The sequence below is a fragment of the Halomonas caseinilytica genome (genome assembly GCF_001662285.1).
Classification (GTDB): Bacteria; Pseudomonadota; Gammaproteobacteria; order Pseudomonadales; family Halomonadaceae; genus Halomonas; species Halomonas caseinilytica.
This window is the reverse complement of sequence record NZ_BDEO01000011.1, coordinates 1-23,509: the sequence shown is the minus strand read 5'-3', so window position 1 is coordinate 23,509 and position 23,509 is coordinate 1. Positions and strand designations below refer to the sequence as shown.

Sequence of the window (23,509 nt, the reverse complement as noted above, 5' to 3'; positions counted from 1 at the left end):
ACACGCTTGGCAAGCGCAAGGACACTATCATGCAGAAGATCGATATTGAGATGGTCCCGGCAGACGTGACCCCGCCGCCCATTCAGGTCGGCGAGATCCGGATCGATCAGGCGATGATCGCCAGGGAGATGCAGTACCATCCGGCCGACAGCGCTGATGAGGCCCAGTTTCAGGCCGCTCGGGCCCTGGTGGTTCGCGAGCTGTTACGGCAACGGGCAGGGCAGCTAGGGTTGAGGGTGGATGATGAGAGTGCCGTCGAGGGCGCCATTGCCGAGTTGCTCGAGCGCGAACTCGAACTGCCCGAACCGACCGAGTCGGATTGCCGCCGTTTTCATGCGGCCCATCAGGCGCGCTTCAGTGAGCCGACGACCATGTGCGTCCGCCACATCCTGCTGGCGGCCGCCCCGGACGATGTGGCGGCACGCGATGCCGGTCATCGGCAGGGCGTATCGCTCATCGAGTTGTTGAGCGACGCGCCTTGGCGCTTCACGGAGCTGGCTCAGCGCCACTCAGCCTGTCCATCGCGGGACGAGGGGGGCGAGCTGGGTTGGCTGGTGCCGGGCCAGACCGTCGAGGAACTCGATCGTGCCCTTCAGCATTTGCCCGAAGGTCTGCACATGCAGCCTCTGGAGTCGCGCTATGGGTGGCATGTAGTCGTCATCGACGAGCGTCGGGAGGGGCGCCCCTTGCCCTTCGAAAGCGTTGCGGGAAGGGTCCGCCATACCTTGTGCGAGCAAGCTTCCCGCCGTGCGCTACGGCATTATCTGCTGGAGCTGGAAGCCAGATTTGGCGTCGAAGGCATCCGGCTGGATGAGGATGTCGATCAGGTGCTGATGCAGTGAGGGAGCCGATGGCTCATGTCGCTATCGGCCAGCGGACCTCGGCGGCAGTCCGGTGGCGCCGGGGATGCGTGGTTTGCCGCTGGACGCAAGGGAGATGACGAACATGGCCAGGCACTCCATTCCTCCGGCTTCGACCGTCCCCGCCAGGGGCATGGCGTTCTGGCGACTGGCCTTTCGCCCCTTCTTTCTCCTGGGCGCCGTTTTCAGCCTGCTGGCGATGGCGATATGGGGGGCTTTCTGGCATGGCGGCGTCCTGCTCAGGCCGTATGGCGGCATGCTGTGGTGGCATCAGCACGAGATGCTGTTCGGTTTCGGCATGGCCATTGTGATCGGCTTTCTGCTTACGGCGGTGCAGACCTGGACCGGCCGGCGAGGTCTGAACGGGCTGCCGCTGGCGGGGCTGGTGGTATTGTGGCTTGCGGGGCGGGGCGTCATGGCCTTTCCGCCGGGGGGCCACGAACTCTTGCCGATGCTGGTCGACCTGGCATTGCTGCCGGTGGTGACCCTGGTGCTGGCTCAGGCGGTGATTGGGGCTCGGCAGTGGCGCAACCTGGTGTTCCTGCCGGTGCTTGGCGTGTTGTTCTTGGCCAATGCCTCGATGCACATGGGAATGCTGAAAGGCGATGCCATGATGGTCCGGTCCGGTGCACACCTGACGGTGTTGTTGATCGTGCTGTTGATGGTGGTGCTGGGCGGGCGGGTCATTCCCTTTTTCACCGCCCGGCGTCTGGGGCGCCCTCAGGTGGCAGGCCTGAAGTGGCTGGAATTTCTGGCGGTTGGCCTGGTGGTTGTCCTGGTGGGCATGCAAGTGGCGAGTTTCGGCGCCGCTCTGCCAGGTGCGGCATGGGCCAGTGCCTCGTTGTCAGCGGCAGGATTCAATGTGCTGCGCCTGGCGCGTTGGGGTGGGTGGCGCTGCCTGCATAAGCCCTTGTTGTGGGGGCTGCACCTCAGCTATCTCATGATGTGCGTGGGGCTGGCGATGTGGGGCATGGTGGCGTTGCAGCTGATCGGTCCATCGCTGGCGCTGCATGCCATCACGGTGGGTGGCATGGGGACCATGATGATGGCCATGATGGCCCGTGTCTCCCTGGGGCATACCGGGCGGCCGATCGAGACGCTGCCGGGCATCGGGATGGCGCTGGGGGCACTGGTGCTGGCGGCCGTGCTGCGTGCTCTGATACCGGCGCTGTGGCCACAGGCGGCGCACTGGACAATAAGCCTGAGTATCTTGTGCTGGTTGCTGGCGTTCGCGATGTTCGTGTGGCGCTATGCCGTGCCACTGATGCGACCGAGGGTCGATGGCAAGCCGGGATGACGGCGGACGTGCATCGGCGGCAGTCGGGGCGAGTGACGATGGGGAGGGACATGTCGCTCTATTGGCTGATCAAGCATCTGCACATGGCTATGGCTGGCCTGAGCTTGGTCTTGTTCGTGCTGAGGGCATGGTGGTCGGTGACGGCACCGCAGCGGTTGCAGAGACGTTGGGTGCGTGTATTGCCTCATCTGGTCGATACGGTCTTGCTGGCCTTCGGGGTATGGTTGATGCTGATGTTGCGTTTCTGGCCTCATCAGCATCCCTGGCTTGTCGCGAAACTCATCGCTCTGGTGATCTACATCGGGCTGGGAAGCGTCGCCATCAAGCGTGGCCGTACTCCGTTGCAGCGTGCGAGTGCCGCCTTGTTGGCCGTGCTGGTGTTTGTCTATATCGTGGGCACGGCCATCCGCCATCATCCGCTGTCCTGGCTGGGATAGGGGAAACGACGTGACATGCAGGGAGGAACACCATGTTTGAGCTGACGTTGCTTCTCGTCCTCCTGCCCCTGTACGTGGCGTGTCTGTCGCTGGCATGGAAGCTGTCGCATCATCAGCGTGTTTTCAAGACCCTGATCTTTGGTTCATTGATGTTCCTGGGACTGATCAGTTATCTCTTCCTGGCGTTAGGCATCTTGTTGCAAGTGGGGTTCTCTACCTCTGGATTGTGAGGTGGGAAAAGGTGGCGGTGGCACCATGCCGACTATCGGCCGTTCTCACCCTTGTCCCCGCGTAAAGATAATAAAAGTTACATGCCAATCTTTGTCGTGGCCGGCTCGATAATAAGTTGTGCGTCCTGAAACGCATGAAGGCAGGAATATCGAGCGGTGACTTTTGTTTCCAGTGTTTACAAATAAAAACTGTTCTTTTCGTTAATCATTAGATGTCTCCGTTGTTTCTGCTAGGTTTTTTTGTGGGTCTTCGTTATCTCGAAGCTCATGATGCGAGAAAGCTCGATCTCTTTTCTTGAAGTTTGGCGAAAAGTCCGAATGCAGAGATGTCCGTGCTCACCGGGGCACTGATAAGCATCGGTGACTTTGAGACGAGCATCTGGCAAAGACGTATTTTCTTCATTTCAAGTCGATCGCCTATGTCGCATACAACGGTGTGACATGGGTATCTCGTTTTAGGGCAAAGAGGCATAACCACTGTCCATGAACAGTAAGGAATAAGCACGTGATGCGACATTGCGAAACCGTACTGCACCATTTCCTGACGCATGCCGAGCATTTCCCGCACCGGGAAGCGGTGACCGATTCTGACGCCAGCCTCACCTACGGCGACCTGGATCGCCGCAGTAGCGCCGTGGCGTCGTTCTTGCGTGAGCAGGGGGTAGGCAAGGGAGATCTTGTTCCCTTGCTGTGTGATCGCTCACACCGCTACGTGGTGGCCATCCTCGGCGTCATGAAAAGCGGGGCGGGCTACATACCGGTGGACATTCGCTATCCTGCTCTACGGCAACGACGGATCCTGACGCAAAGCGGCGCACCTTTCGCGCTGGCGGCCTGCAGTGTCCGTCCGGTTGATGCGCCTTTCCCGGTGCATGCTATCGACGACATGCCAGATAGCGATGGTGAGCCCCACAGCCTGCCTTCTTCCCAGGACCTGGCCTATGTGATCTTCACATCGGGTACCACTGGCAACCCCAAGGGGGTCATGGTGGAGCACCATGCCTTCGAGCGAGTGGTCGCGTGTCATAACGACAATCTGGGCGTGACCTCAGAAAGCCGTTCCACGCTGATGGCCGGTACCGGGTTCGATGTGGCGCAACTGGAAATCGCGTCGATGCTGATGGCCGGAGGCACACTGATCCTGCCAGACGAGGAAACACGCCTGGATCCCGATCGGTTGTTGGCGTTCTTCGCGGACCAGCGTCTCACACATGCCTTCGTGCCCACGGCACTGGTGCCGGCGGTCACTGCCTGCTCCCAGCCGCCGGAACTGACATTGACCCACCTGTTCACGGCTGGGGAAAAGCTGCTCCCGCCGCCTACCAGGCACTTGCCGTACCAATTGGTGGATTGCTATGGGCCGGCGGAGGCCACTATTTTCGCCACCTGTCATCGTGTGCCCGGTGCCGAGACGGATGATCGGCCCTCCATCGGCCATCCCATGGCCGGCAGCGATATCTACTTGCTCGATGAGAGCCTGGCGCCGGTGCCAGAGGGGGAGGCGGGAGAAATCTTCATCGGCGGTGACAATCTGGCTCGAGGATATCTCTACAACGAGCCGCTGACACGTAAGAAGTTCATCATTCATCCGCAGTGGCGACAGCGCCTGTACCGAACGGGCGACATGGCCCGTCGACTTTCGGATGGACGCCTCCAATTTATGGGGCGCCTGGACGACCAGGTGAAGATCCGTGGTAACCGGGTGGAACTGGCCGAAGTGGAAGAGGCGTTGCATGCACAGGCCGGGGTGAGCGAGGCGGTCGTTCTGGCCTCCGAGACGGAGGGCGGTGGCGAGCGGCAGCTGCTGGCCTTCATCGTGCCCGATGGACAACAGGCACCGCCGGAGGCTGAACTGCGCCGCGGGATGCTGGAAACCCTGCCGGACTACATGGCGCCTTCAGCGATCCTGCCACTCGATGCATTGCCGCTCAACGCCAATGGCAAGACGGACAAGCAGGCGTTGCTGCAAAGATACCGACAGCTGACAGGCAAGACTGACAACGACGTTCAGGAGCACCCGCCGGAAGCGACATATGCCAGTCAGACGGAACGCGATATCGCCGATGCCTGGGCAAGAGTGCTCGAGCACTCCCGTTTCGGCCGCACCGACCGCTTCTTTGATGTCGGTGGTCATTCATTGCTGGCGGCTCGGCTGATGCAGGATGTGCGTGAACGGTTGTCCGTTCAGGTCTGGATCCGCGACCTTTTCGAACACGATACCGTCGCGTCGCTGGCACGACTGCTGGACGAGCGGCGGCGCAATGACCAACCAGGGCCCTCGCTGGACCGGGAGCGGATCCATCCCTTGCGCGAAGATGCCAGCCTACCCGACGATCTGGTGTTCTCGACGTGGCAGGCGCCGGATTCACTGGTGCGGCCTCGTCACATTCTGCTCACTGGTGTCACCGGCTTCGTCGGCGCTCATCTGCTGGCCGACCTGCTGGCCACCACCGAGGCGCGCGTGCACTGCCCGGTACGTGCCCGTTCGGGAGTGGATCCATGGCGACGCCTGGACGAAACTCTGACGCGCTACGGCATCACGCTTTCAAAAGCGGACCGCGAACGCGTCGAGATGTATCGGGCTGATCTGTCGGAACCTTGGCTCGGGTTGACGGAGATGCATTACGACGAGCTCGCCGAGGCAGTTGACGTGATTTACCATTCCGCCAGCGCGGTCAATTTCATCCAGCCCTATTCGTACATGAAGCGTGACAATGTCCAGGGGCTGCTGGAATTGCTGCGCTTTGCCGCTGCCAGGCGCACGAAGCCTCTGATGCTGCTCTCCACCATCTCCGTATATAGCTGGGGCCACCTGCACACTGGCAAGCGTGTGATGTACGAGGATGATGACATCGACCAGAATCTGGACGCGGTCATCACCGACATCGGCTACGTGCGCAGCAAATGGGTCATGGAAAAGATGGCCGACCAGGCAGCCCAGCGTGGCTTGCCGCTGATGACCTTCCGACTGGGCTACGCCACCTATCACAGTACTCGAGGCGTATGTGCGGATTACCAGTGGTGGGGGCGTCTGGTTCAGACCTGCGTGGCGCATCGCAGTATTCCCGATCTGGATGCACTGCGAGAGGGGTTGACCAGCGTCGACTACATGACGGCGGCGATTGCTCATATATCGCGAAACCCGGAAGGGCTGGGTCGCAAGTTCAATCTGACTCATGAGGATGACAACAACCCGACGCTCAAGGAGTTCTTCGCTCGTCTGGAGGAACTCTTCGGCTATCGTTTCCAGGTGTTGCCCTATTCTCGGTGGAAGGCGCAGTGGGAACAGAACCCCAAAGCACCGCTTTATCCCTTGCTGAGCCTGTTCACTGACACCATGTACGATGATCGGTCCACGGTAGAGTTGTATCAGAACACCTATCGCTGGGATTGTCGCAACACCAAGCACTACCTCAGGGGGAGCGGTATCGAGGAACCGGTATTCGCCCGCGAGGAACTGGAGCGTTACCTGTCGTACCTGGGGGTGCCGATACCTCTGGCCACGGCCCCTGTCGACTAGCCGGGGTCTCATCTCCGGCCGGTTTTACGCTCACGAGGCCCGCTGGCGCGTTGCGCTAGGCGGGCCTTTTCAACAGGCAGAGCGACAGGCACAGGCCGAAGCCCGTCCACTGTCGGATGGGCAGTATGGTGCCTCGAGCAAAGGGAGCGACAGAGTGACGAAAGCGCAGACCTTCGGGCACGACTTCCAGGGCATCGAAGTCGCAAAACGCCTGGCTGAGAGGATACTGGGCCTTGTAGGCCGCTTCCTTCATCGAGAAGATCCGCAAGGCGGCCAGGCCGGGCGGACTGTCGAGACAAGCAAGTTCCGCTGGACTGGCAATGTCGGGGTGAAGCGTGTCTTCAAGGGGGACCAAGCTTTCGACATCGACGCCGATGGCTTGGACACGATGTGACAAGGCCCCCACCGCGATGCAGGCATCTGCAGTATGCGAGAGGCTGCCGACCATCCCTGCAGGCCAGATCGGGGAACGATCCTCGCCCATCGGAATTGCCGTGGGAGGAAAGCCGAGCTTGGCTTGCACGGCGTGTGCGGCAAAGCGGCCTGCTGCGAATTCCCTTTGTCGTTGCGCGCTGACGCCCACGATGGCGGCTTGCTCGACGGGGAAAAGAGGCGAGTGTACGGCTTGCGTATCACGCGAGGCATAGACCGTCTGTTCAGGCCAGTGGGCCAGGTTTTCTGCTATCAGACAGTCGAGTGACGCTTTGCTCATGTGCGTTGCATCGTTCTGGGGGACGGCTTGTCCAGGGTGGAGGCAGTCAGCTTCAGATGTCGATCTTGCCTGGTAAAGGTGACGTTGTGGAATGCCTTGCGGCCATTTGGCGAGATTTGCTGCCGCGCTGTGAGCAGGGTGCGTCGATGGTGGTTGGCGAGGCCAGAACCGTCTCCCCCGACCGTAAACCGAGGCTGCTCGCCAGGACGGGCCGGCCGGGACAGCAACATCCAATATCCACGAGCAGTGACGATACCGCACACTCCCCGCCCTACCTTCGCCACCAGTCCGACAGATCGATCGGAGTAGCGCTGGCGGGCGGACCACGTGCATGGCAGCGGTAGGCTATGTCGTGCGCCGCGACGAGATAGCGGCATTAAACTTTGTAGCCGCGCCTTGGTCACGGTGATGTTGGGGGATAAGCTTTGGGGAACTAACATCAACCAAAGCGCATGAGGGCAACAATGCCAGTAAGGATCCCCGGAGTCAGAGGTAAAGGCGGGGCTAGTCCTGCCGACTTAATACTGGAGCACATAGAGCTTTGCAGGGAAAATGTAAAGACAATAGAAAGGATAGCAACACACCAAAAGAAAAGGGAGATGAGAAATGAGATCAACAAAAGAATACGAGCATGCAACAATTTGCTTGGTATGACATCCGGGTCTCGCCGGTTTGGGCACATCTACCGAGAAACTGATCTACAAAAAGGAGAAAAGCTGGTGTCAGAGCATGTTATACCAGTTTCTGAATTAACATCCTTGTATGAAAATGGTACTCCTTTGGAAGAGCTTATATTCTACCCAATAGCATTGATCTCCAATGCATCAAATGCTTTGTTAAATAAAAGAGGGTTAAATAGGTCGCGAAAGGACTGCTCAAAGCCATTCAGCAGATATTCAGAGGCTGGAATAAAAGTAGAGTCGCATCTTGGTCGTGAAGTGGAAACCAAAACATGGGGGATGGCCGATCACTGGGATTTGATAAATGAAACCCCAGAGTTATCAAATATCATGGATGCAGTATATTCTCGTTCCTTATCTCACAAAAGTCACTAAAAAGTTTTCACCATAATGGGCCTCCTATCCGGTGTTCTTTTCATGCCAGGAAGAAAGCCATGATCCGCCGCCAAGCGCAGAGCCTGGCGGCGGGTGAAGAGCCTGGGTCAGGCCTGACTCATCCTGGCGGACACTTTCTGCTTCAGGCGCTCAATCGCCTCCTCATCAGCCAAGTCGGGCACAGTGATGTGCAGCACACTGATGTTCTCTACCTCAGTGGGAGTGGCACCTGGTTGCATCATGTACAACTGATTCTGATCACCCCAGAGAGGTTCTGCTCGGTAGACATTATCGCCTTCAGCAACAGGCCCGCCTTCCGGGACCGCGTCAATGATTTTGAATCTATCAAGATCCATCGAATCGAGATCTTCTAGTGCGACCGTTTTTACCTCAGAGACAGCCTTCATGATATAGCCTCGCGTTGGCAGGACCCCTAATACTAGCCGGCGGGCATCTCCCGTCCAACAGCCACCCAAGGCCACCACCCGGTGGCCTTTTTCATGCCAGGGAGAAAACCTCATGGAGCGAATTCTCGATCCGTGCTGCGGGCCTCGGTCTATGTGGTTCGACCGTGAGAACCCCAACGCCATTTTCGGCGACATCCGCAGTGAGGCAATCACGGTGACTGATCGCAGCCACGGGCGGCAGGACGGCAAGCGAATCCTGCGCATCGAGCCTGACGAGCTCATCGACTTTCGCGACCTGCCATATGCCGACGACACATTCCGCCTAGTTGCCTTCGATCCGCCCCATTTGGAGCGTGCCGGTCCCAAGAGCTGGATGACTGCGCGCTACGGAAAGCTGAGCGATGACTGTCGAGACGACATTCGGCGCGGATTTTGCGAGTGTTTCCGCGTCCTGGAGCCAGAGGGCGTCTTCGTATTCAAGTGGAACGAAGCGCAGGTAAAGCTGTGCGAGGTTCTGTCGCTGACGGAGATCCAGCCGCTGTTCGGGCGGGTCTCAGGTCGCGGAGGGCTTACTCACTGGCTGGTCTTCATGAAGCCGTGAACGGAGAAGCGTCATGACCCACACCAAACCACAAGAGCGCCTGCTCCAGTCGATGCAGCGAGGCCAGAAAGCCCATTTCGTGATTGGGTGGAGGCTTCTGGATGGCACGCCGGTGCATGCGCGGACCATCCAGTCGCTTGCATCCCGGGGCGAGGTCGAGCCGGCGGGCACCGATCTGCTCGGTGATCGCGTGACCTGCTACACAACTACGCCGGGCCGCCCCCGCCCACTAAGGCGGCCAATGCATAGAGGCCGCATGACAACGCCTATCAACTGCCGGTGCTGCTGTTCCTAGAGACCTACTTACTGGGATGGTCGCGCCTGTACAGATCCCATTCTTCAATCTGAGTGCCGTCCGGCAGTGCGCACATCCCATATTGCCCATCGGCATTTTGCTTGATCTCCAACGTTCCCCCTTGCTCCTCACAGTAAACCGAAGCTGGGTTAGCCATGCCTGCTTTGGGCGCCTCTTCGTGAGACGCGCAGGCAGCCAATGCAAAGGGCAGGAATAGTGAGAAGTATCTCAGTCGCATTGGGAGTGCCTTTCGCTATGGATTCTCAGCAAGTAGGCCAAATTCACCTAGCAAATTCAAGTACCTTGGTACACACATGATAGACAGATCTGCTCCAAAATAGGCCGGCTACTCTGGAAGAGGAGGGCCATGGCACCGGCCAGAAGCCCTGACATTTTCTTAGCAGAGTGTCGCATGACCGCATCGTTCGAGGCGCTCCTTGTCCCGGTCCAGCCACGCGTCATCACCATATGACAATTGGAGCATGTGAACAGGAGAATATCTTGGCAATGTGTAGGAACAATCTGAAAAGTTGGCTCTGTTTAAACGGAAGAATTCACAACTATATAAGTAAGAGGTATAAGATAGATTCTTTTTCTGTCGCCCCCCATGCGGCTGTGGGCTTGCTTATTGAGCACATGCCACATCTCCAGCCTCTTTCACCAAAAGATGAAGATAACGAAAGGACTGTGAGACGTACTTGAGACCAAACCGACGTAATGCACGAATACCAGTACGAGATTAGGAATCACCCATGCCCTTCATCTATATCGCCATCGGAATAGTACTGACGCTGGGAGTAGAGGCGCTGCTGTTCTATATCGGTGCCCGGAAAATGAATTCGAGAGGTGAAGAAGAGTGATGGGCTCTCTTGTCCTTCTAGGTAGGCTTGACGCTTTCCTCCGCCGCAAAGATCACAAAGCCGTGTTGGCTACGCCGCCTAGTGTTACTCTGGGTGTACAGGGTCACATGAGCCTTGCGATACAAATCAGGCGCCTATGGCGACAATAGCAGGCAGGGCGCCGCCCGAGGATCAAAGAAGGAAGAGGCCACATGGGCTATGGGCCCCGAGATCATGCACTGACCGGAGAAGCGGCGATATGGCAGACCTAGACATTATGATGGCAGATGAGCCGTTGGAAAAGGCTAAGCATCTACAAGTGGGCGAAGAACAGTTTTTTGTACTTGACCGCCATGGCCGACACATCAACTGCCGAGTCAAGGAACGGCTCCCGAATGGAGAGTACACAGTAGAGCTCCTCAGTGAGAGTATCGAAGGCCGCGAGAAGAGCCTTGACTATATCGGGAAGGAACAAAACATCAGTTGGGAACAGATCAGGTTTTGACAAGTGCAATCCAGCCCATGATGTGATGATCAAATCACGACACAGCCCGCCTCAGCGCGGGCTTTTCTATGTCCGCCCACCGAGGCGGTTTTCTTGTTTCTGGAGGTAGGGGCTATGAGCAAACCTACTAACCCCAATGCAGGTTTCCCAGCTTCTCAGCGTCAGCCGATCGAAAGCGTACGCGCTTAAAGATGTGATCGGATACGTGGAGGTCGGGGGAAACGTCCGGTTTGAGCAAGAGGCTGTGCAGGCATATATTGAGCGATGCAAGCGCAGCCCCATGGAAGGGGAGCAAACACCATGGGAATCACGGTCAGGCGCCGCGCCGCCCGTAACCGGTGGGTTATCACCGAGACGAGTGAGCGTGGCCGACATCAACGAACGTTTAAGACAGCAGAAGAAGCGGAAGAGTACGCCACGAAACGCCGCGCAGAGCTGAACGAAGCGGCTTTCATGGGCGTGATGGGACGCACCCAGCGACGCAGTTTCATGGAGGGGCTGCTGCGCTGGGTCGACGAGTACGATACCGAGAGCCAGGCCGGTAGCATCCGGCAGGTGGCAGCCTGGTTCAACGACAACGCCGAAGGCGTGTTGCTGGGCCACGAGACGGTGGATGCGGCACGCCGGATGCAGAAGACGTTGCGCAAGCAGGGGCTCGGCCAGAGCACGATCAACAATCGCACCCAGGTGGTCAAGCGAGTGCTGGCGCTGGCCTACCGGGAGTGGGATTGGCTGGATCAGCCCCTGGACGCGAAACTGCGCAAGCCAACGCCCAAGAACGAGCGGCACATCTACCTGACACAGGGTGATGTCAGGCGACTGATCGACGAGGCTGCGCCGGATGAGATATGCCAGAGGAGCGCAGAGTGATCGCCCTGGCGGCGTTGACGGGGCTCAGGCGGGGAGAGCTATGGAGCCTTGATCCACCGAACGTGCAGGGTGGTCGCATCATCCTGCGACCAGGGCAGACCAAGAGCGGAAAAGCTCGGGTGGTGCCGCTACCGCCGGATGGCATGGCGTTGGTGGAGGACTTGCCGTTCAGCACGACAGGGCACCAGCTTCGCAAGGCGTTCGAGGCGGCGAGAAAAGGAATCAGACGTGAGGAGTTACGATTTCATGACCTGCGCCACACATATGCATCGCTACTGGCAGAAGCAGGGGAGACGCTGACGACAGTGCGAGACATGTTGGGCACAGCTCGCTGATTGTGACCAGCTGCTACGCGCACATGTTTGATTCGAGATTGGATGAGGTCGCGGATAAGTTGCCGCGCATATGCGACCAAAGAAATTAGTGCCGAGGGACTAGATCGCGTAAAGCATTTATCTAATTGGTGCCCGGAGTCGGACTCGAACCGACACGGTGTTGCCACCGAGGGATTTTAAGTCCCTTGCGTCTACCAATTTCGCCATCCGGGCGGGGTTCGAGCGGGCACTTGGAGAAGGGGAAATGGAGGCTGGAGTCGGAATCGAACCGGCGTACACGGAGTTGCAGTCCGCTGCATAACCACTCTGCCATCCAGCCTCACGGAGTCATGCCATTCTCGAGGAATGGAGCGGGAAACGAGATTCGAACTCGCGACCCTCGCCTTGGCAAGGCGATGCTCTACCACTGAGCTATTCCCGCTCGACTCGAGGACGTATTATACGGATAAGTTGGTGACTGTCAAACGCTTTTCCGCCGCGCCATCACATCGAGCGGCTCAGGTGCGGCCAGGCGGCGCGCAGGTACTGGATCATCGACCAGAGTGTCAGCAGTGCGGAGACATACAGCGTGACGACGCCGAGGATGGCGATGGGGGTTCCCGGCGCGAAAGCGAGCAATAGCAGCAGGGCGACCATCTGGAGGGTGGTCTTGAGCTTGCCGATCCAGGAGACCGCCACGGTGCCGCGCTTGCCCATTTCGGCCATCCACTCTCGCAGTGCCGAGATGACGATCTCGCGACCGATGATCACCAGGGCCGGCAGGGTCAGCCAAATGGCGTCATAGCGCTCGATCAGCAACGCCAAGGCCACTGCGACCATCAGTTTGTCGGCGACCGGATCGAGAAAGGCGCCGAAGGGAGTCGACTGGTCCCAGCGTCGTGCGAGAAAACCGTCTAGCCAATCCGTCACCGAGGCCAGGGCAAAGAGGGTGGCCGCCAGTGGCATGCTCCACGAGAAGGGGAGATAGAAGAATACCACCAGCAGCGGGATGAAGATGATTCTGGCCAACGTCAGGAGATTGGGTATGTTCATCGGAGCTGCGGTCCTTGCCTTGAAGGGGGATGCCGGAAAACGCACCTATTCTATCCGGCTTGTCGGCTCTCATCCATGCAAGGCGCGATGAATCGACTCGGCAAGCGTCGCGCTGATGCCGGGGACGCGTGCGAGCTCCTCGCGGCTGGCCTGCTTGACACCCTGCAATCCACCGAAGAAGCGCAGCAGCTCGCGTCGTCGACGCGGGCCGACCCCGGGAATGTCCTGAAGTGTCGAGGTGCGTCGTGCCTTGTCGCGCCGGGTGCGGTGGCCGGTGATGGCAAAGCGGTGCGACTCATCGCGGATATGCTGCAACAGATGCAAGGCGGGCGATGAGGTATCGAGGTCCAGGGTGCGATCCGGCGTCTCGATGAACAAAGTCTCGAGTCCTGCCTTGCGGGTCGTGCCCTTGGCCACACCGATGAGCCTGATGCTTTCGATGCCGAGTTCGGCGAACACCTCTCGGGCCATGTTGAGTTGGCCCTTGCCGCCATCCACGATCAACAGGTCGGGCGCTTCACCCTCGCCATCCTTGAGGCGCTTGAAACGGCGTGTCAGCGCCTGGCGCATAGCGGCGTAGTCGTCTCCGGCTTCGACGCCCTTGATGTTGAAGCGCCGGTAATCGGACTTGCGAGGGCCATTGGCATCGAAGACCACGCAGGAGGCCACCGTGGCCTCGCCGTGACTGTGACTGATGTCGAAGCACTCGAGGCGAGCCGGTACCTGGTCGAGGGCCAGGGCGTCGCGCAGGGAAGCGAAGCGATGAGCCAACTGGGACTGGCTGGCCAACTGGCTGGACAGCTGTTGCTCGGCGTTGGTGCGCGCGAGCTCCTGCCACTGGGCGCGGTGCCCGCGCACCCGTGACGTAAGGCGCACTCGCTTGCCGGCACGGGCTTCCAGTGCCCGGGCGATCAGGTCGGTATCGGACAGCGCATGGCTGGTGATGACTTCGCCGGGAATCTCGCGCGCCTGGCCGAGATAGTACTGGCTGATGAAGTCGCCAAGCAGGGTGTCGGGTGCCAGGTCGAGGCCATTGCCGGGTGTATGATGGCGCGCTCCCAGCAGCCGTCCGGCACGTACCGAGAGCACCGAGATGCACAGGGCGCCGGGGCGACTGGCCAGGGCAAAGATATCGGCATCGCCGTTGCCGGTGTCGACGAACTGACGCTGTTGAAGCTGGCGCAGTTGCTGGATCTGGTCTCTCAAGCGCGCGGCTTCCTCGAAGTCGAGCGCCTGGCTGGCGGCTTCCATGTCCCGGGTCAGTTCCTCAGTGACAGCCTCGCTCTTGCCTTCCAGGCATTGCACGGCATGTTCCAGGTCTCGACGGTAATCCGCTTCGTCGATGTAGCCCACGCAAGGCGCGCTGCAACGACCGATTTGATACTGCAGGCATGGTCGGCTGCGATGAGCGAACACGCTATCTTCGCAATTGCGGATGCGAAAGATCTTCTGCATCAGCGAGAGGCTTTCGCGCACCGCACCGCTGCTGGGATAGGGACCGAGGTAGCGACCGTCGCCATGCCGGGTGCGGGCTCGCTTGTATTCCAGCGCCGGATACGGGTGGTGATCGGTCACGAAGACGAAAGGGTAGGACTTGTCGTCGCGTAGCAGGATGTTATAGGGCGGACGCTGCTCCTTGATCAGGGTCTGCTCGAGCAGCAGGGCCTCGGTCTCGCTGTTGGTGACGGTGACCTGGATGTCGGCGATGCGCGAGACCAGCGCCTGGGTCTTGGTGTTAAGCGCGCCACGGAAATAGCTGGCAAGGCGTGCCTTGAGGCGTCGGGCCTTGCCGACGTAGAGGGTATCGCCGTGCTCGTCGAGCATGCGATAGACCCCGGGGGACTCGGTGACGGTGTCGAGGAACTGGCGTGAATCGAAACTCATCGAGATGCCGATAGCGGATGAAACGGAACTCATCCTATCAGACTCGCCATCCGCCCGGTCATTCCGCTTCGCTGAAACCGTCCACCAATCCGTGACGCAGTCCCAGGTGAGTCAGTTCCACATCGGAGTGCACGTCGAGCTTCTCGAAGATCCGGTAGCGGTAGGTGTTGACGGTCTTGGGGCTCAGGAACATGCGATCGGCGATGTCGGCCACCTTCTGGCAGTTGACGATCATCATCGCGACCTGGAGCTCGCGCTGGGAAAGCTGATCGAAGGGGTTGTCAGTGGAATCGATGCGAAACAGGACCAGGCGCTGGGCAATGTCGGGGCTGATATAGCGCTTGCCGGCAAAGACGCTGTGGATTGCCTGAACCATCTCGTCATGCTGCGACCCCTTGCTGATGAAACCGTGGGCGCCGGCCTCGAGCAGCCGCTGGGCGAAGGCCTCCTCAATGAAGGCGGTCAGTACCAGGACTCTGACATCGCTGGTTAGTCGAGTGATCTTGCGGGTGGCCTCCAGACCGCCTATGCCAGGCATGCGGATATCCATCAGGATGATGTCCGGCTTGAGCTGACGGGCCTGGCTGATGGCCTGCTCGCCATCGGCTGCCTCGCCGATCACGCTGATGTCCGGCTCGTCATTCAGCAGATGGGCGATGCTGGTCCTCACCAGGTGGTGGTCATCGGCGACGAGTACCCTGATCAAGAAGGAACTCCTACTACGAAGTGGACGGGATACGGGGCAGGGGCCGCACCGACGCGTGGTGCGGCCCCGGCTGAAAGGCCACCGTTGAATCACGTATACCTTGACATAACATGCAGTTAAGGGGAATTGGCGATAGTTCTCCGTTAACGTTTCTTATCATTCCCGTGATCGGTTGCCTGTCTTTTTTCGTTTCCGGGGTTGACGAGGCGCGCTGCGATGAATAATATACGCCTCGTTCTCGCGACGGCGAGCACATGTGGGGCCTTAGCTCAGCTGGGAGAGCGCAACACTGGCAGTGTTGAGGTCAGCGGTTCGATCCCGCTAGGCTCCACCAAAGAGTTTTGGTGAATCAGCCGCCTGATGCAATGCATCAGGCGGCTTTTTCGTGGGCGATCGATGAATGCCAGCGGGCCTCGGGATTCAGGCCGCTGCCCTCGGCACTATCCTATGCCGATCTTATCGAGCGAGGGCCTGTGGCTAGCGAAGGCGCGTTCATGCATCGTGCCTGCCTGCTGGCATCACCGGTCCCTCCGCCTGGACTGTCGGCGGTGTTCAATCGTTGGGGGGAATGGCCTGCCCGCCTAGCGTCCCTTCTCCGGGCTCGATGCCCAATGCCGAGGCCGTACCGGCGAGAACCGCCTGGGCGGCGCGGAAGGCGTCGGCGGGGCGCCGTGCACGAATGCTTTCCATGACCTGGCGATGTCGTTCGAGACTGGCTTCCGGGTCGGTGGCGCTGATGTTCGACATCTCGATCAACAGATGGATCGAGGGGCGCAGGATATGCGATAGCTGGGCCCAGACGATGTTGTGCGTCGCCTTGAAGATGGCCACGTGGAAGGCAACGTCATGCTCGCTGTGCAGGCGACGCTGCTCGGTGCAGGTGGCGTTGTGCAGGTGTTGCCCCATGCCCTCGAAAGCCTCCTCGATGGCGACGAGATCCCGGGCGGTGGCCCGGCGAGCTGCTGTCATGGCCACATAGGGTTCGACGTCGAGGCGAAAGGCGAGGATCTCTCTTTGGATCCTGGGGTTGGGCGCGGCATAGCGCGTCATCCAGTCGGTGACCTGGGCATCGAGGATGTTCCATGCCTCGTAGTCACGAACCTTCGAGCCATGGCCCGAGATGCGCTCGATGATGCCGACATCGACCAGCATTCGCAGGTCGCTGCGTACTGCCGAACGATTGAGGCCGAATTGCTGGGCCAGGTCGACTTCCTTGGGAACGAAATCGCCGGGGCGGTAGCGTCCGGCAAAGATGGCTTCGGCGAGATGCTCGGCAATGGAAGGACGTGAACGCGAAGGGCGGGAGGTTGCTGGCACTGACGGGCTCCGCAGAAATGGCGATGATCCTAGCTTATGGTCAACATGACCGCAATCCGGGCGGATGGCAGCCGCCCGGCCTCATGCCTCAAGATTGGGGGTCATGGCGCGGCACGGAGAGCCGCGCGTGCCCGAGCAGGCGCGGTTCTATCCGAGGCGTCATGCTCGCCGAGCCGCCCGACGTTGCCGGTCGGCCAGCCAGCGGCGGATGCCGTAGGTCCAGGGCGGCAAGCGGTCGCTTCGCTCCACGCGATTGACCAGGGCGCCAAGGCGGGGCGTCGCGATGGTTACGGTGTCTCCCGTGTGATGCGTGAACCCCTGGCCGGGGCCGTCCCGGTCCTGGATCGGCGAGAACATGGTGCCGAGGAACAGCATGAAGCCGTCCGGGTACTGGTGATGAGGGCCGACAGTCTGGCGGACCAGCTCCTCGGGTGAGCGACTGATCTCGCGCATGTCGCTCGAGTCCTCGAGTCGGAAACCGTCGTCTTCACCGTCGATACGCAGGTCGACCATGGCGGTACGCACATCGTCCATGGTGAAGTGTTCGTCGAACAGGCGAATGAAGGGGCCGATGGCGCAGGATGCATTGTTGTCCTTGGCCTTGCCCAGCAGCAGTGCGCTGCGTCCCTCGATATCACGCAGATTGACGTCATTGCCGAGGGTGGCGCCAACCGGCTTGCCTGTCGCATTCACGGCCAGCACGACCTCGGGTTCGGGGTTGTTCCAGCGGGAAGCCGGGTGCAGGCCGACCCAGGCACCGAACCCTACCGAGGAGAGAGGCTGTGCCTTGGTGAATACCTCGGCGTCCGCCCCGATGCCGACCTCCATGTACTGGGACCAGGCGCCGCGGGCCTTGAGCTCGTCGCGCAGGGCCATGGCGTCATCGGACCCCGGCGTGATCTTCGATAAGTCGCCACCGATCAGCCGCTGTAGCTCGTCGCGCAGCTCGGCAGCCCGTTTCGGGTCGCCCCCGGCCTGTTCCTCGATGACGCGCTCGAGCAGGCTGACGGCGAAGGTGACGCCGCAGGCCTTGATGGCCTGAATGTCGCAAGGTGCCAGCAGGTGGGGAGCGACCTGGGGCGAGTGCGTGGAATTGTCGAGCAGGGTCGCGACATCGCACAGCACGGGACCCGTGGCGGAGGCCACGATCTGTGGCGCATCGTCACGGTCGAGCAGGTCGGCCATGACCCCGATCGTGTCGGAGATGTCGATGACCTGACCGTCGCGCACGACCACCAGCGCGGGGCCTTCCGGCGCATCGCACCAGACCCGGCCGACCAGCAGGGCCCGGTGGTGATCTTCGGGGAGTCGATTGTCGTGGGGCATGGGAGCTTTGTCCTTTTCGTGAACGGCGCGAAACGCGCCGGCGACGCCGAGGCCTCGCCGACACGTTCACCGCACCGAAGTCTTGCCGTGTAGTCAGGCTTCTCGCTGACCGTCGATCAGCCGGCTGACGCCGTCAGGATTGCCGTCACGCAGGGTTTCGGGCAACAGCGCCTGGGGCAGGTTCTGATAGCACACCGGACGCAGGAAGCGATGGATCGCCGCGCTGCCCACTGAGGTGGTGCGCGAGTCGGTCGTGGCCGGATAAGGGCCGCCGTGCACCATGGCATGACAGACCTCGACGCCGGTGGGCCAGCCGTTGACCATCACGCGGCCGGCGCGACGCTCCAGCGTCGGCAGCAGTTCGCGGGCAAAGGCGAGGTCGGCGTCGTCCATCTGCAGGGTGGCAGTCAGCTGGCCCTCGAGGTGTTCGGCGACCCGCTTGACCTCATCCTGGTCGGAACAGGTCACGACCAGGGAGGTGGCACCGAAGATTTCCTGTTGCAGGGCCTTGTCGGCGAGAAAGTCGTCGGCCTTGGCCACGAACAAGCCTGTCCGGCACTGGTTGGGAGCCTCGCTGCCTTGACCGCGCGCCACTTCGCGCGCCTTGTCGCTGGACGCCAGACTCGCCACGCCGCGCTCATAGGCCTCCTGAATGCCCGGTGTCAGCATGGTCTGGGTGCCGCTGGCCTCGACGGCCTCGGCGGCGGTGGCCAGGAAGCGATCGAGCGCTTCGCCTTGGATGCCGATCACCAGCCCCGGGTTGGTGCAGAACTGGCCGGCGCCCATGTTGAGCGAGCCGACGAAGCCTTCGGCCAGTTCCTGGCCCCGGGCCTGGAGAGCCTCGGGCAGCAGGAAGACCGGGTTGATGCTGCTCATCTCGGCATAGACCGGGATCGGCTCCGGGCGGTTCTGCGCCAGGCGCGCCAGGGCGGTACCGCCGCCACGAGAGCCGGTGAAGCCGACGGCCTTGATGTTCGGATCCGTCACCAGGGCCTGGCCGATCTCGTTGCCGGCACCCTGCAGCAGGGAGAAGACGCCTTCAGGGAGCTGGCATTCGGCCACCGCCGACTGGATGGCGCGCCCCACCAGTTCCGAGGTGCCGGGGTGGGCGGGATGCCCTTTGACCACGACGGGGCAACCGGCGGCCAGGGCCGAGGCGGTATCGCCGCCGGCGACCGAGAAAGCCAGCGGGAAGTTGCTGGCACCGAACACCGCCACCGGTCCCAGGGCCACGTGACGCTGACGCAGGTCAACCCGCGGCATGGGCTGGCGCTCGGGCAGTGCCGGGTCGATGCGCACGTCGAGCCATTCGCCGGCACGCACCACCTTGGCGAACAGACGAAGCTGGCCGCAGGTACGGCCCCGTTCGCCCTCGAGGCGTGCGCGCGGCAGGCCGGATTCGGCCATGGCGCGTTCGATCAGCGCATCGCCGATGCCCTCGATCTTGTCGGCGATCATCTCGAGAAAGCGGGCGCGTGCCTCGAGTCCCGTTTCGCGGTAGCGGTCGAAAGCCGCCCAGGCGAGTTCAGTGGCACGAGAAACTTCCGCCTGGCCACCGGTGTGAAAGGCGGGCTGGAGCGTCTCACCGGTGGACGGGTCGATGGCATGGAAGGCCTTGCCCGAGGCCAGAACGGTTTCACGTCCGATGAGTTGCGTGCCTTCTAGTGTCATGGTCACTCCTTTCTTGGGTAGAGATTGGGAACGGCACCGGTCTGTGGCGTTTCTAGAGCGGCGAGACCGTCGCGCCGTCGTCAGCCGTCTCCCGGGTCAATGGATTGCGCAGAGGGCGCCCGAATGCCGGGATCTCGATCTCGAAACGGTCGCCCTCGCGTGGCTGGATACCGTCGGCGAAGCTGAGGGTCGCCGTTCCGAAGAAGTGCACATGCACGTCGCCGGGACGACGAAAGCCCGGATACTTGAAGTGGTGATGCTCCAGGTTGGCGAGGCTGTGGGCCATGTTGTCCTCGCCGGTCAGGAAGGGCTTCTGCCACAGGGTCTCGCCATCGCGGGTGATGCGACTGACGCCCTCGAGATGGCCGGGCAGCGTGCCGATGAACAGTTCCGGTCCGAAACTGCAGGCGCGCAGCTTGGAGTGGGCCAGCCACAGGTAATTGAAACGCTCGGTGACATGGTCGGAAAATTCGTTGCCCACGGCGAAGCCGAGCCGCCGGGGGCGGCCTTGGTCGTCGATGAGGTACAGGCCGGCCAGTTCCGGCTCCTCGCCGCCGTCCTGGGCGAAGGCCGGCGAGGGCAGGGGCGCTTCGGGCGCTACCACGCAGTCGCCGTCGCCCTTGTAGAACCATTCGGGTTGGGCGCCCACTTCGCCGGTGGCGGGTTTGCCGTTTTCCACGCCGAGCTTGAACATGCGCATGGAGTCGGTCAGGTCCTCCTCGTCGGCCTGGGCCTTGGCATGCATCGCCGAGCGCGTATCGGCACTGCCCAGATGGGTCAGTCCGGTACCGGTGACCAGGCAATGCGCCGGGTCCGGATGCGTGAGCGGCGGCATCAGGCGGCCTGCCTCGATGAGTTCGGCATAGTCCAGGCGGGTATCGGTCAATCGTGCCTCGACGACGTCGACGAATGACCGGCCCGATGCCATGGCATCGCAGGCGAGATGATAGGTATCGGCGTCGGCGAGCCGTACCGTCGTTTCGTCCTCCACCAGAGCGGCGTGCAGACGGTCTTCGTGCAGGCATTGGATCAGGCGCATGGGGTCGTCCTCCTCGGCGTGTCGCCGCTGCTGCATGCGGGACAGGATGGCATGTTCAATAAATAAATCCAAATGTTGTACATAGTCATGACGTTGCCTTCTCGTCGTCGTTCGGCGAGACGTCATCCAGCGATGGCCGGCCGAAGCGAGGGAAGCCATCCGGGTCCCAGGCAATGGGCTTGACGTAGGTATGGCGATTGGGATCCCAGAGGGGATCGCCGACGATCTCGGTGTAGGTTCGGGCGTGATACACGAGCACGTCGGTGGTGCCATCCTCGGCCACGGTGAAGCTGTTGTGGCCGGGGCCGAATACCGAGCGCTGCGGGTCGCTCGTGAACACGGGCGTATCCGACTTCGTCCAGCTGGCGGGATTCAGCAGGTCGGCCGTCTGGTCGGCCCACAGCAATCCCATGCAGTAGTTCTCGTCGGTGGCGCTGGCCGAGTAGGTGAGCAGAACGCGGCCGTGGCGAATCAGCACGGCCGGGCCTTCGTTGACCATGAAACCACGCGTTTCCCAATCGAATTCGGGAATGGAAAGCCGCACCGGCGGAGTGTCGAGGGTCTCCGGCGTGGCCATCCGGGCAATGTAGAGGTTGGTGTTGCCCGGGATGCTGGCTTCCTTCTGCGCCCAGACATAGTAGAGTTCGCCGTCATGCTGGAAAGCGGTGCCATCGAGACAGAAGCTGTCGATACCAGTATCGATCTGCCGAGGATGACTCCACTCGCCCAGCATGGGATCGCGGGCGCTGGTGGCGATGCAGTACATGCGGTGCTGGAAGAGACCGTCCCGAATCTCGCGGCTGGGAGCGGCGGCGAAATAGACGATCCAGCGACCCTGATGGTAGTGAAGTTCCGGGGCCCAGATCAGTTCGCTCAACGGGCCGTGGTCTTCCTTTTCCCAGATGGTGACCGGCTCGGCCTCGGCGAGGCCGGCGATGGTGGTGGCGTGACGCAGCTCCAGCCGGTCGTAGGCAGGTACCGAGGCGATGAAGTAGTAGCCGTTATCGTGTCGGTGGATGAAAGGGTCCGCCCGTTGTTCGATCAGGGGAGCAAGTGGCTTGTCCATTCCGTTCTCCTGTTGACCTGCTGGCGTCATGATGTCCGGGTATCAATGGCCGATGGGGGCGTGTCACCTAACTCACCGTCTCGCATGGCGTCGTAGTAGCGGTTGGTGATGCGATACTTGAACATGAGACTGCCCATCAGGGTGTGGAATATCCCGGGAATGACCGAGAGCATCAATGCGATGCCGGTCAAGGTGAAAGTACTCTGCTCGACGTTGGCTTCGTAGTTGAAGTAGGTCAGCAGATGACCGACGAGGAAGCCTGCCGCGCCCATGCCAGCCTTCTGGCAGAAGGAAATGCCGCCGAAGGCAAGTCCCGAGACGCGTTTTCCGGTCTTGGCCTCGCCATAGTCGACGGATTCGGCGATCGCCGACCAGAAGACGGGCGCATGCAAGTCGACGATGAAGGAGATCAGGAAGTACAGCACGAAGGCGAGCGCGATATCTCCCGGACCGACGGCGACGAACATCAGCACGCTCAAGGCGCCGACCGCCAGCTGACTCCAGCGGAACAGCTGGATCTTGCAATAGCGCTTGGTCAGCCACGTCGAGGCGACCATGGCGAGAATCGCCGCGCTGACGCCTGTGGTGAGAAAGGCCGATAGCAGGGTGGCATCGGCCCCCAGGTAATACTTGGCATAGTAGGCAGCCACCGAGCTGCGCATGACATAGCCCAGGGTGCCGGTGAAGCAGACGGCGCAGAGCACCAGCCATTGATCGTTCTTCTTCAGGATGCTCAGCTGGGAACGGAGTGGCTTGTCCTCGATGGTGTGCTGCACTCGCTCGGTGGTCGTGGCGTAGCAGAACAAAAAGAGCAGGGTGGCCAGCCCGCCCATCAGCCCCATGGCGAACTGATAGCCGAACTGAAGACTCTCGCTGCCCACGTATTCGGCCAGCTTGGGCACGATGATGGTCACGAGAAAGGCCGCAATCTTGGCGAAGAAGAGCCGATAGCCGTTGGCGGAGAGCCGATCCTGGGGGTCGGGCGTCAGCACACCGATCAACGAGATGTAGGGAATCGTCACGGCCGTGAACATCAGGGTGACGAACAGGTAGGTGGAATAGGCCCATACCAGTTTGGCGTTATAGCTCCAGTCCGGCGTGGTGAACAGCAGCAACACGGAAATGCCGAAGGGCACCGAAAAGATCAGGAAATAGGGGCGGTATCGTCCGCGCCGGCTGTTGAACTTGTCGGTGACGATGCCCATCAGGGGATCGGTAATGGCATCCACGAGGCGAGCCACGAGAAAGAGAATTCCCATGTGGCTTGGCTTCAAGCCGAAGACATCCGTGTAGAAGAATGAAATGATCAGAAACATCGAGGAAATCACGATGTTGATCGCCATGTCCCCGCTGCCGAACCCGACTTTTTCCAGATAGGTCAGGCGCCGTGTTGTCATTGTTTGCCTCCTTGGCCTTGTCGATTGATAGGAGACGCGCGAGAGGGCTCAACGCCGTTTGCTCCCCTCATCGCCCGTCTTGTCGTCAAACCAGCCACATGGCCAGGT

22 protein-coding genes and 4 tRNA genes are annotated in these 23,509 nt (G+C 60.8%); 11 read left to right on the top strand and 15 right to left on the bottom strand.

What is annotated here, in order from left to right; all coding sequences use genetic code 11:
• Positions 1-29: 29 nt before the first annotated feature.
• From HSDC_RS12265 to HSDC_RS12245, 5 genes are all read left to right on the top strand, one after another.
• Positions 30-842, top strand: a complete 813-nt coding sequence (locus HSDC_RS12265) for a peptidylprolyl isomerase (protein ID WP_064700236.1) — start codon at positions 30-32, stop codon at positions 840-842.
• Positions 843-945: 103 nt separating this feature from the next.
• A complete protein-coding gene (locus HSDC_RS12260; RefSeq protein WP_082920033.1) occupies positions 946-2,157 on the top strand; it encodes an NnrS family protein in 1,212 nt (403 codons plus the stop codon).
• 50 nt (positions 2,158-2,207) lie between these two features.
• Positions 2,208-2,594, top strand: coding sequence for a SirB2 family protein (locus tag HSDC_RS12255; RefSeq protein WP_064700235.1), 387 nt, complete (start codon positions 2,208-2,210; stop codon positions 2,592-2,594).
• A gap of 32 nt (positions 2,595-2,626) precedes the next feature.
• Positions 2,627-2,824 carry a hypothetical protein gene (locus HSDC_RS12250; protein ID WP_064700234.1) on the top strand — a complete coding sequence of 66 codons (198 nt, stop codon included), beginning with the start codon at positions 2,627-2,629 and terminating at the stop codon, positions 2,822-2,824.
• A gap of 508 nt (positions 2,825-3,332) precedes the next feature.
• On the top strand, positions 3,333-6,344 hold the full coding sequence (locus HSDC_RS12245) for a non-ribosomal peptide synthetase (RefSeq protein WP_064700233.1): 3,012 nt from the start codon (positions 3,333-3,335) through the stop codon (positions 6,342-6,344).
• A gap of 55 nt (positions 6,345-6,399) precedes the next feature.
• On the opposite strand, the gene HSDC_RS12240 is transcribed toward HSDC_RS12245, so the two are convergent.
• The gene (locus tag HSDC_RS12240; RefSeq protein WP_064700232.1) at positions 6,400-7,056 is read right to left on the bottom strand and encodes a 4'-phosphopantetheinyl transferase family protein; all 657 of its coding nucleotides are present in this window, start codon (positions 7,054-7,056) and stop codon (positions 6,400-6,402) included.
• Between the two features lie 464 nt (positions 7,057-7,520).
• On the opposite strand from HSDC_RS12240, the gene HSDC_RS16730 reads away from it, so the two are divergent.
• A complete protein-coding gene (locus tag HSDC_RS16730; protein WP_137055296.1) occupies positions 7,521-8,111 on the top strand; it encodes a hypothetical protein in 591 nt (196 codons plus the stop codon).
• 107 nt (positions 8,112-8,218) lie between these two features.
• Here HSDC_RS16730 and HSDC_RS16725 read toward each other — a convergent pair whose 3' ends face one another.
• Positions 8,219-8,518 (bottom strand): hypothetical protein, encoded by a 300-nt coding sequence (locus HSDC_RS16725; RefSeq protein WP_137055294.1) that lies wholly within the window; start codon positions 8,516-8,518, stop codon positions 8,219-8,221.
• Between the two features lie 112 nt (positions 8,519-8,630).
• Here HSDC_RS16725 and HSDC_RS16990 point away from each other — a divergent pair, with 112 nt between their 5' ends.
• Positions 8,631-9,119 carry a TRM11 family methyltransferase gene (locus tag HSDC_RS16990; RefSeq protein WP_064700230.1) on the top strand — a complete coding sequence of 163 codons (489 nt, stop codon included), beginning with the start codon at positions 8,631-8,633 and terminating at the stop codon, positions 9,117-9,119.
• 299 nt (positions 9,120-9,418) lie between these two features.
• On the opposite strand, the gene HSDC_RS17090 is transcribed toward HSDC_RS16990, so the two are convergent.
• The gene (locus tag HSDC_RS17090) at positions 9,419-9,571 is read right to left on the bottom strand and encodes a putative hemolysin (protein WP_367888825.1); all 153 of its coding nucleotides are present in this window, start codon (positions 9,569-9,571) and stop codon (positions 9,419-9,421) included.
• Between the two features lie 941 nt (positions 9,572-10,512).
• Here HSDC_RS17090 and HSDC_RS12225 point away from each other — a divergent pair.
• From HSDC_RS12225 to HSDC_RS12215, 3 genes are all read left to right on the top strand, one after another.
• Positions 10,513-10,758, top strand: a complete 246-nt coding sequence (locus HSDC_RS12225) for a hypothetical protein (RefSeq protein ID WP_064700229.1) — start codon at positions 10,513-10,515, stop codon at positions 10,756-10,758.
• A gap of 453 nt (positions 10,759-11,211) precedes the next feature.
• Positions 11,212-11,628 carry a site-specific integrase gene (locus tag HSDC_RS12220; RefSeq protein ID WP_064700228.1) on the top strand — a complete coding sequence of 139 codons (417 nt, stop codon included), beginning with the start codon at positions 11,212-11,214 and terminating at the stop codon, positions 11,626-11,628.
• Positions 11,625-11,963: a site-specific integrase gene (locus HSDC_RS12215; RefSeq protein ID WP_064700227.1), complete on the top strand. Its 339-nt coding sequence runs from the start codon at positions 11,625-11,627 to the stop codon at positions 11,961-11,963. Before HSDC_RS12220 ends, HSDC_RS12215 begins: the two co-directional genes overlap by 4 nt.
• A gap of 126 nt (positions 11,964-12,089) precedes the next feature.
• Here the strand turns inward: HSDC_RS12215 and HSDC_RS12210 are convergent.
• The 6 genes from HSDC_RS12210 to uvrY all read right to left on the bottom strand — a co-directional run bounded on the left by HSDC_RS12210 (position 12,090) and on the right by uvrY (position 15,585).
• A tRNA-Leu gene (locus tag HSDC_RS12210) sits at positions 12,090-12,176 on the bottom strand.
• A 32-nt stretch (positions 12,177-12,208) separates the two neighbouring features.
• Positions 12,209-12,282: transfer RNA gene (locus HSDC_RS12205), tRNA-Cys, on the bottom strand.
• A gap of 27 nt (positions 12,283-12,309) precedes the next feature.
• Positions 12,310-12,384 (bottom strand) — tRNA-Gly (locus HSDC_RS12200).
• A gap of 62 nt (positions 12,385-12,446) precedes the next feature.
• Entirely contained in the window at positions 12,447-12,995 is a 549-nt protein-coding gene (gene pgsA / locus HSDC_RS12195) for a CDP-diacylglycerol--glycerol-3-phosphate 3-phosphatidyltransferase (protein ID WP_064700226.1), read from the bottom strand.
• Between the two features lie 69 nt (positions 12,996-13,064).
• The gene (gene uvrC, locus HSDC_RS12190) at positions 13,065-14,879 is read right to left on the bottom strand and encodes an excinuclease ABC subunit UvrC (protein ID WP_064700225.1); all 1,815 of its coding nucleotides are present in this window, start codon (positions 14,877-14,879) and stop codon (positions 13,065-13,067) included.
• Positions 14,880-14,937: 58 nt separating this feature from the next.
• On the bottom strand, positions 14,938-15,585 hold the full coding sequence (uvrY, locus tag HSDC_RS12185) for a UvrY/SirA/GacA family response regulator transcription factor (protein ID WP_064700224.1): 648 nt from the start codon (positions 15,583-15,585) through the stop codon (positions 14,938-14,940).
• Positions 15,586-15,843: 258 nt separating this feature from the next.
• On the opposite strand from uvrY, the gene HSDC_RS12180 reads away from it, so the two are divergent.
• A tRNA-Ala gene (locus HSDC_RS12180) sits at positions 15,844-15,919 on the top strand.
• A gap of 218 nt (positions 15,920-16,137) precedes the next feature.
• Here the strand turns inward: HSDC_RS12180 and HSDC_RS12175 are convergent.
• The 6 genes from HSDC_RS12175 to HSDC_RS12150 form a co-directional block, all read right to left on the bottom strand.
• Positions 16,138-16,902 (bottom strand): FadR/GntR family transcriptional regulator, encoded by a 765-nt coding sequence (locus HSDC_RS12175; protein WP_064700223.1) that lies wholly within the window; start codon positions 16,900-16,902, stop codon positions 16,138-16,140.
• 159 nt (positions 16,903-17,061) lie between these two features.
• On the bottom strand, positions 17,062-18,228 hold the full coding sequence (locus HSDC_RS12170) for a fumarylacetoacetate hydrolase family protein (protein ID WP_064700222.1): 1,167 nt from the start codon (positions 18,226-18,228) through the stop codon (positions 17,062-17,064).
• Positions 18,229-18,321: 93 nt separating this feature from the next.
• On the bottom strand, positions 18,322-19,899 hold the full coding sequence (locus HSDC_RS12165) for an aldehyde dehydrogenase (NADP(+)) (protein WP_064700221.1): 1,578 nt from the start codon (positions 19,897-19,899) through the stop codon (positions 18,322-18,324).
• Between the two features lie 52 nt (positions 19,900-19,951).
• Entirely contained in the window at positions 19,952-20,938 is a 987-nt protein-coding gene (araD1, locus tag HSDC_RS12160; RefSeq protein WP_064700220.1) for an AraD1 family protein, read from the bottom strand.
• An 85-nt stretch (positions 20,939-21,023) separates the two neighbouring features.
• Positions 21,024-22,004 (bottom strand): glycoside hydrolase family 43 protein, encoded by a 981-nt coding sequence (locus HSDC_RS12155; protein WP_064700219.1) that lies wholly within the window; start codon positions 22,002-22,004, stop codon positions 21,024-21,026.
• Positions 22,005-22,030: 26 nt separating this feature from the next.
• Entirely contained in the window at positions 22,031-23,401 is a 1,371-nt protein-coding gene (locus tag HSDC_RS12150; protein ID WP_064700218.1) for an MFS transporter, read from the bottom strand.
• Between the last annotated feature and the right edge of the window lie 108 nt (positions 23,402-23,509).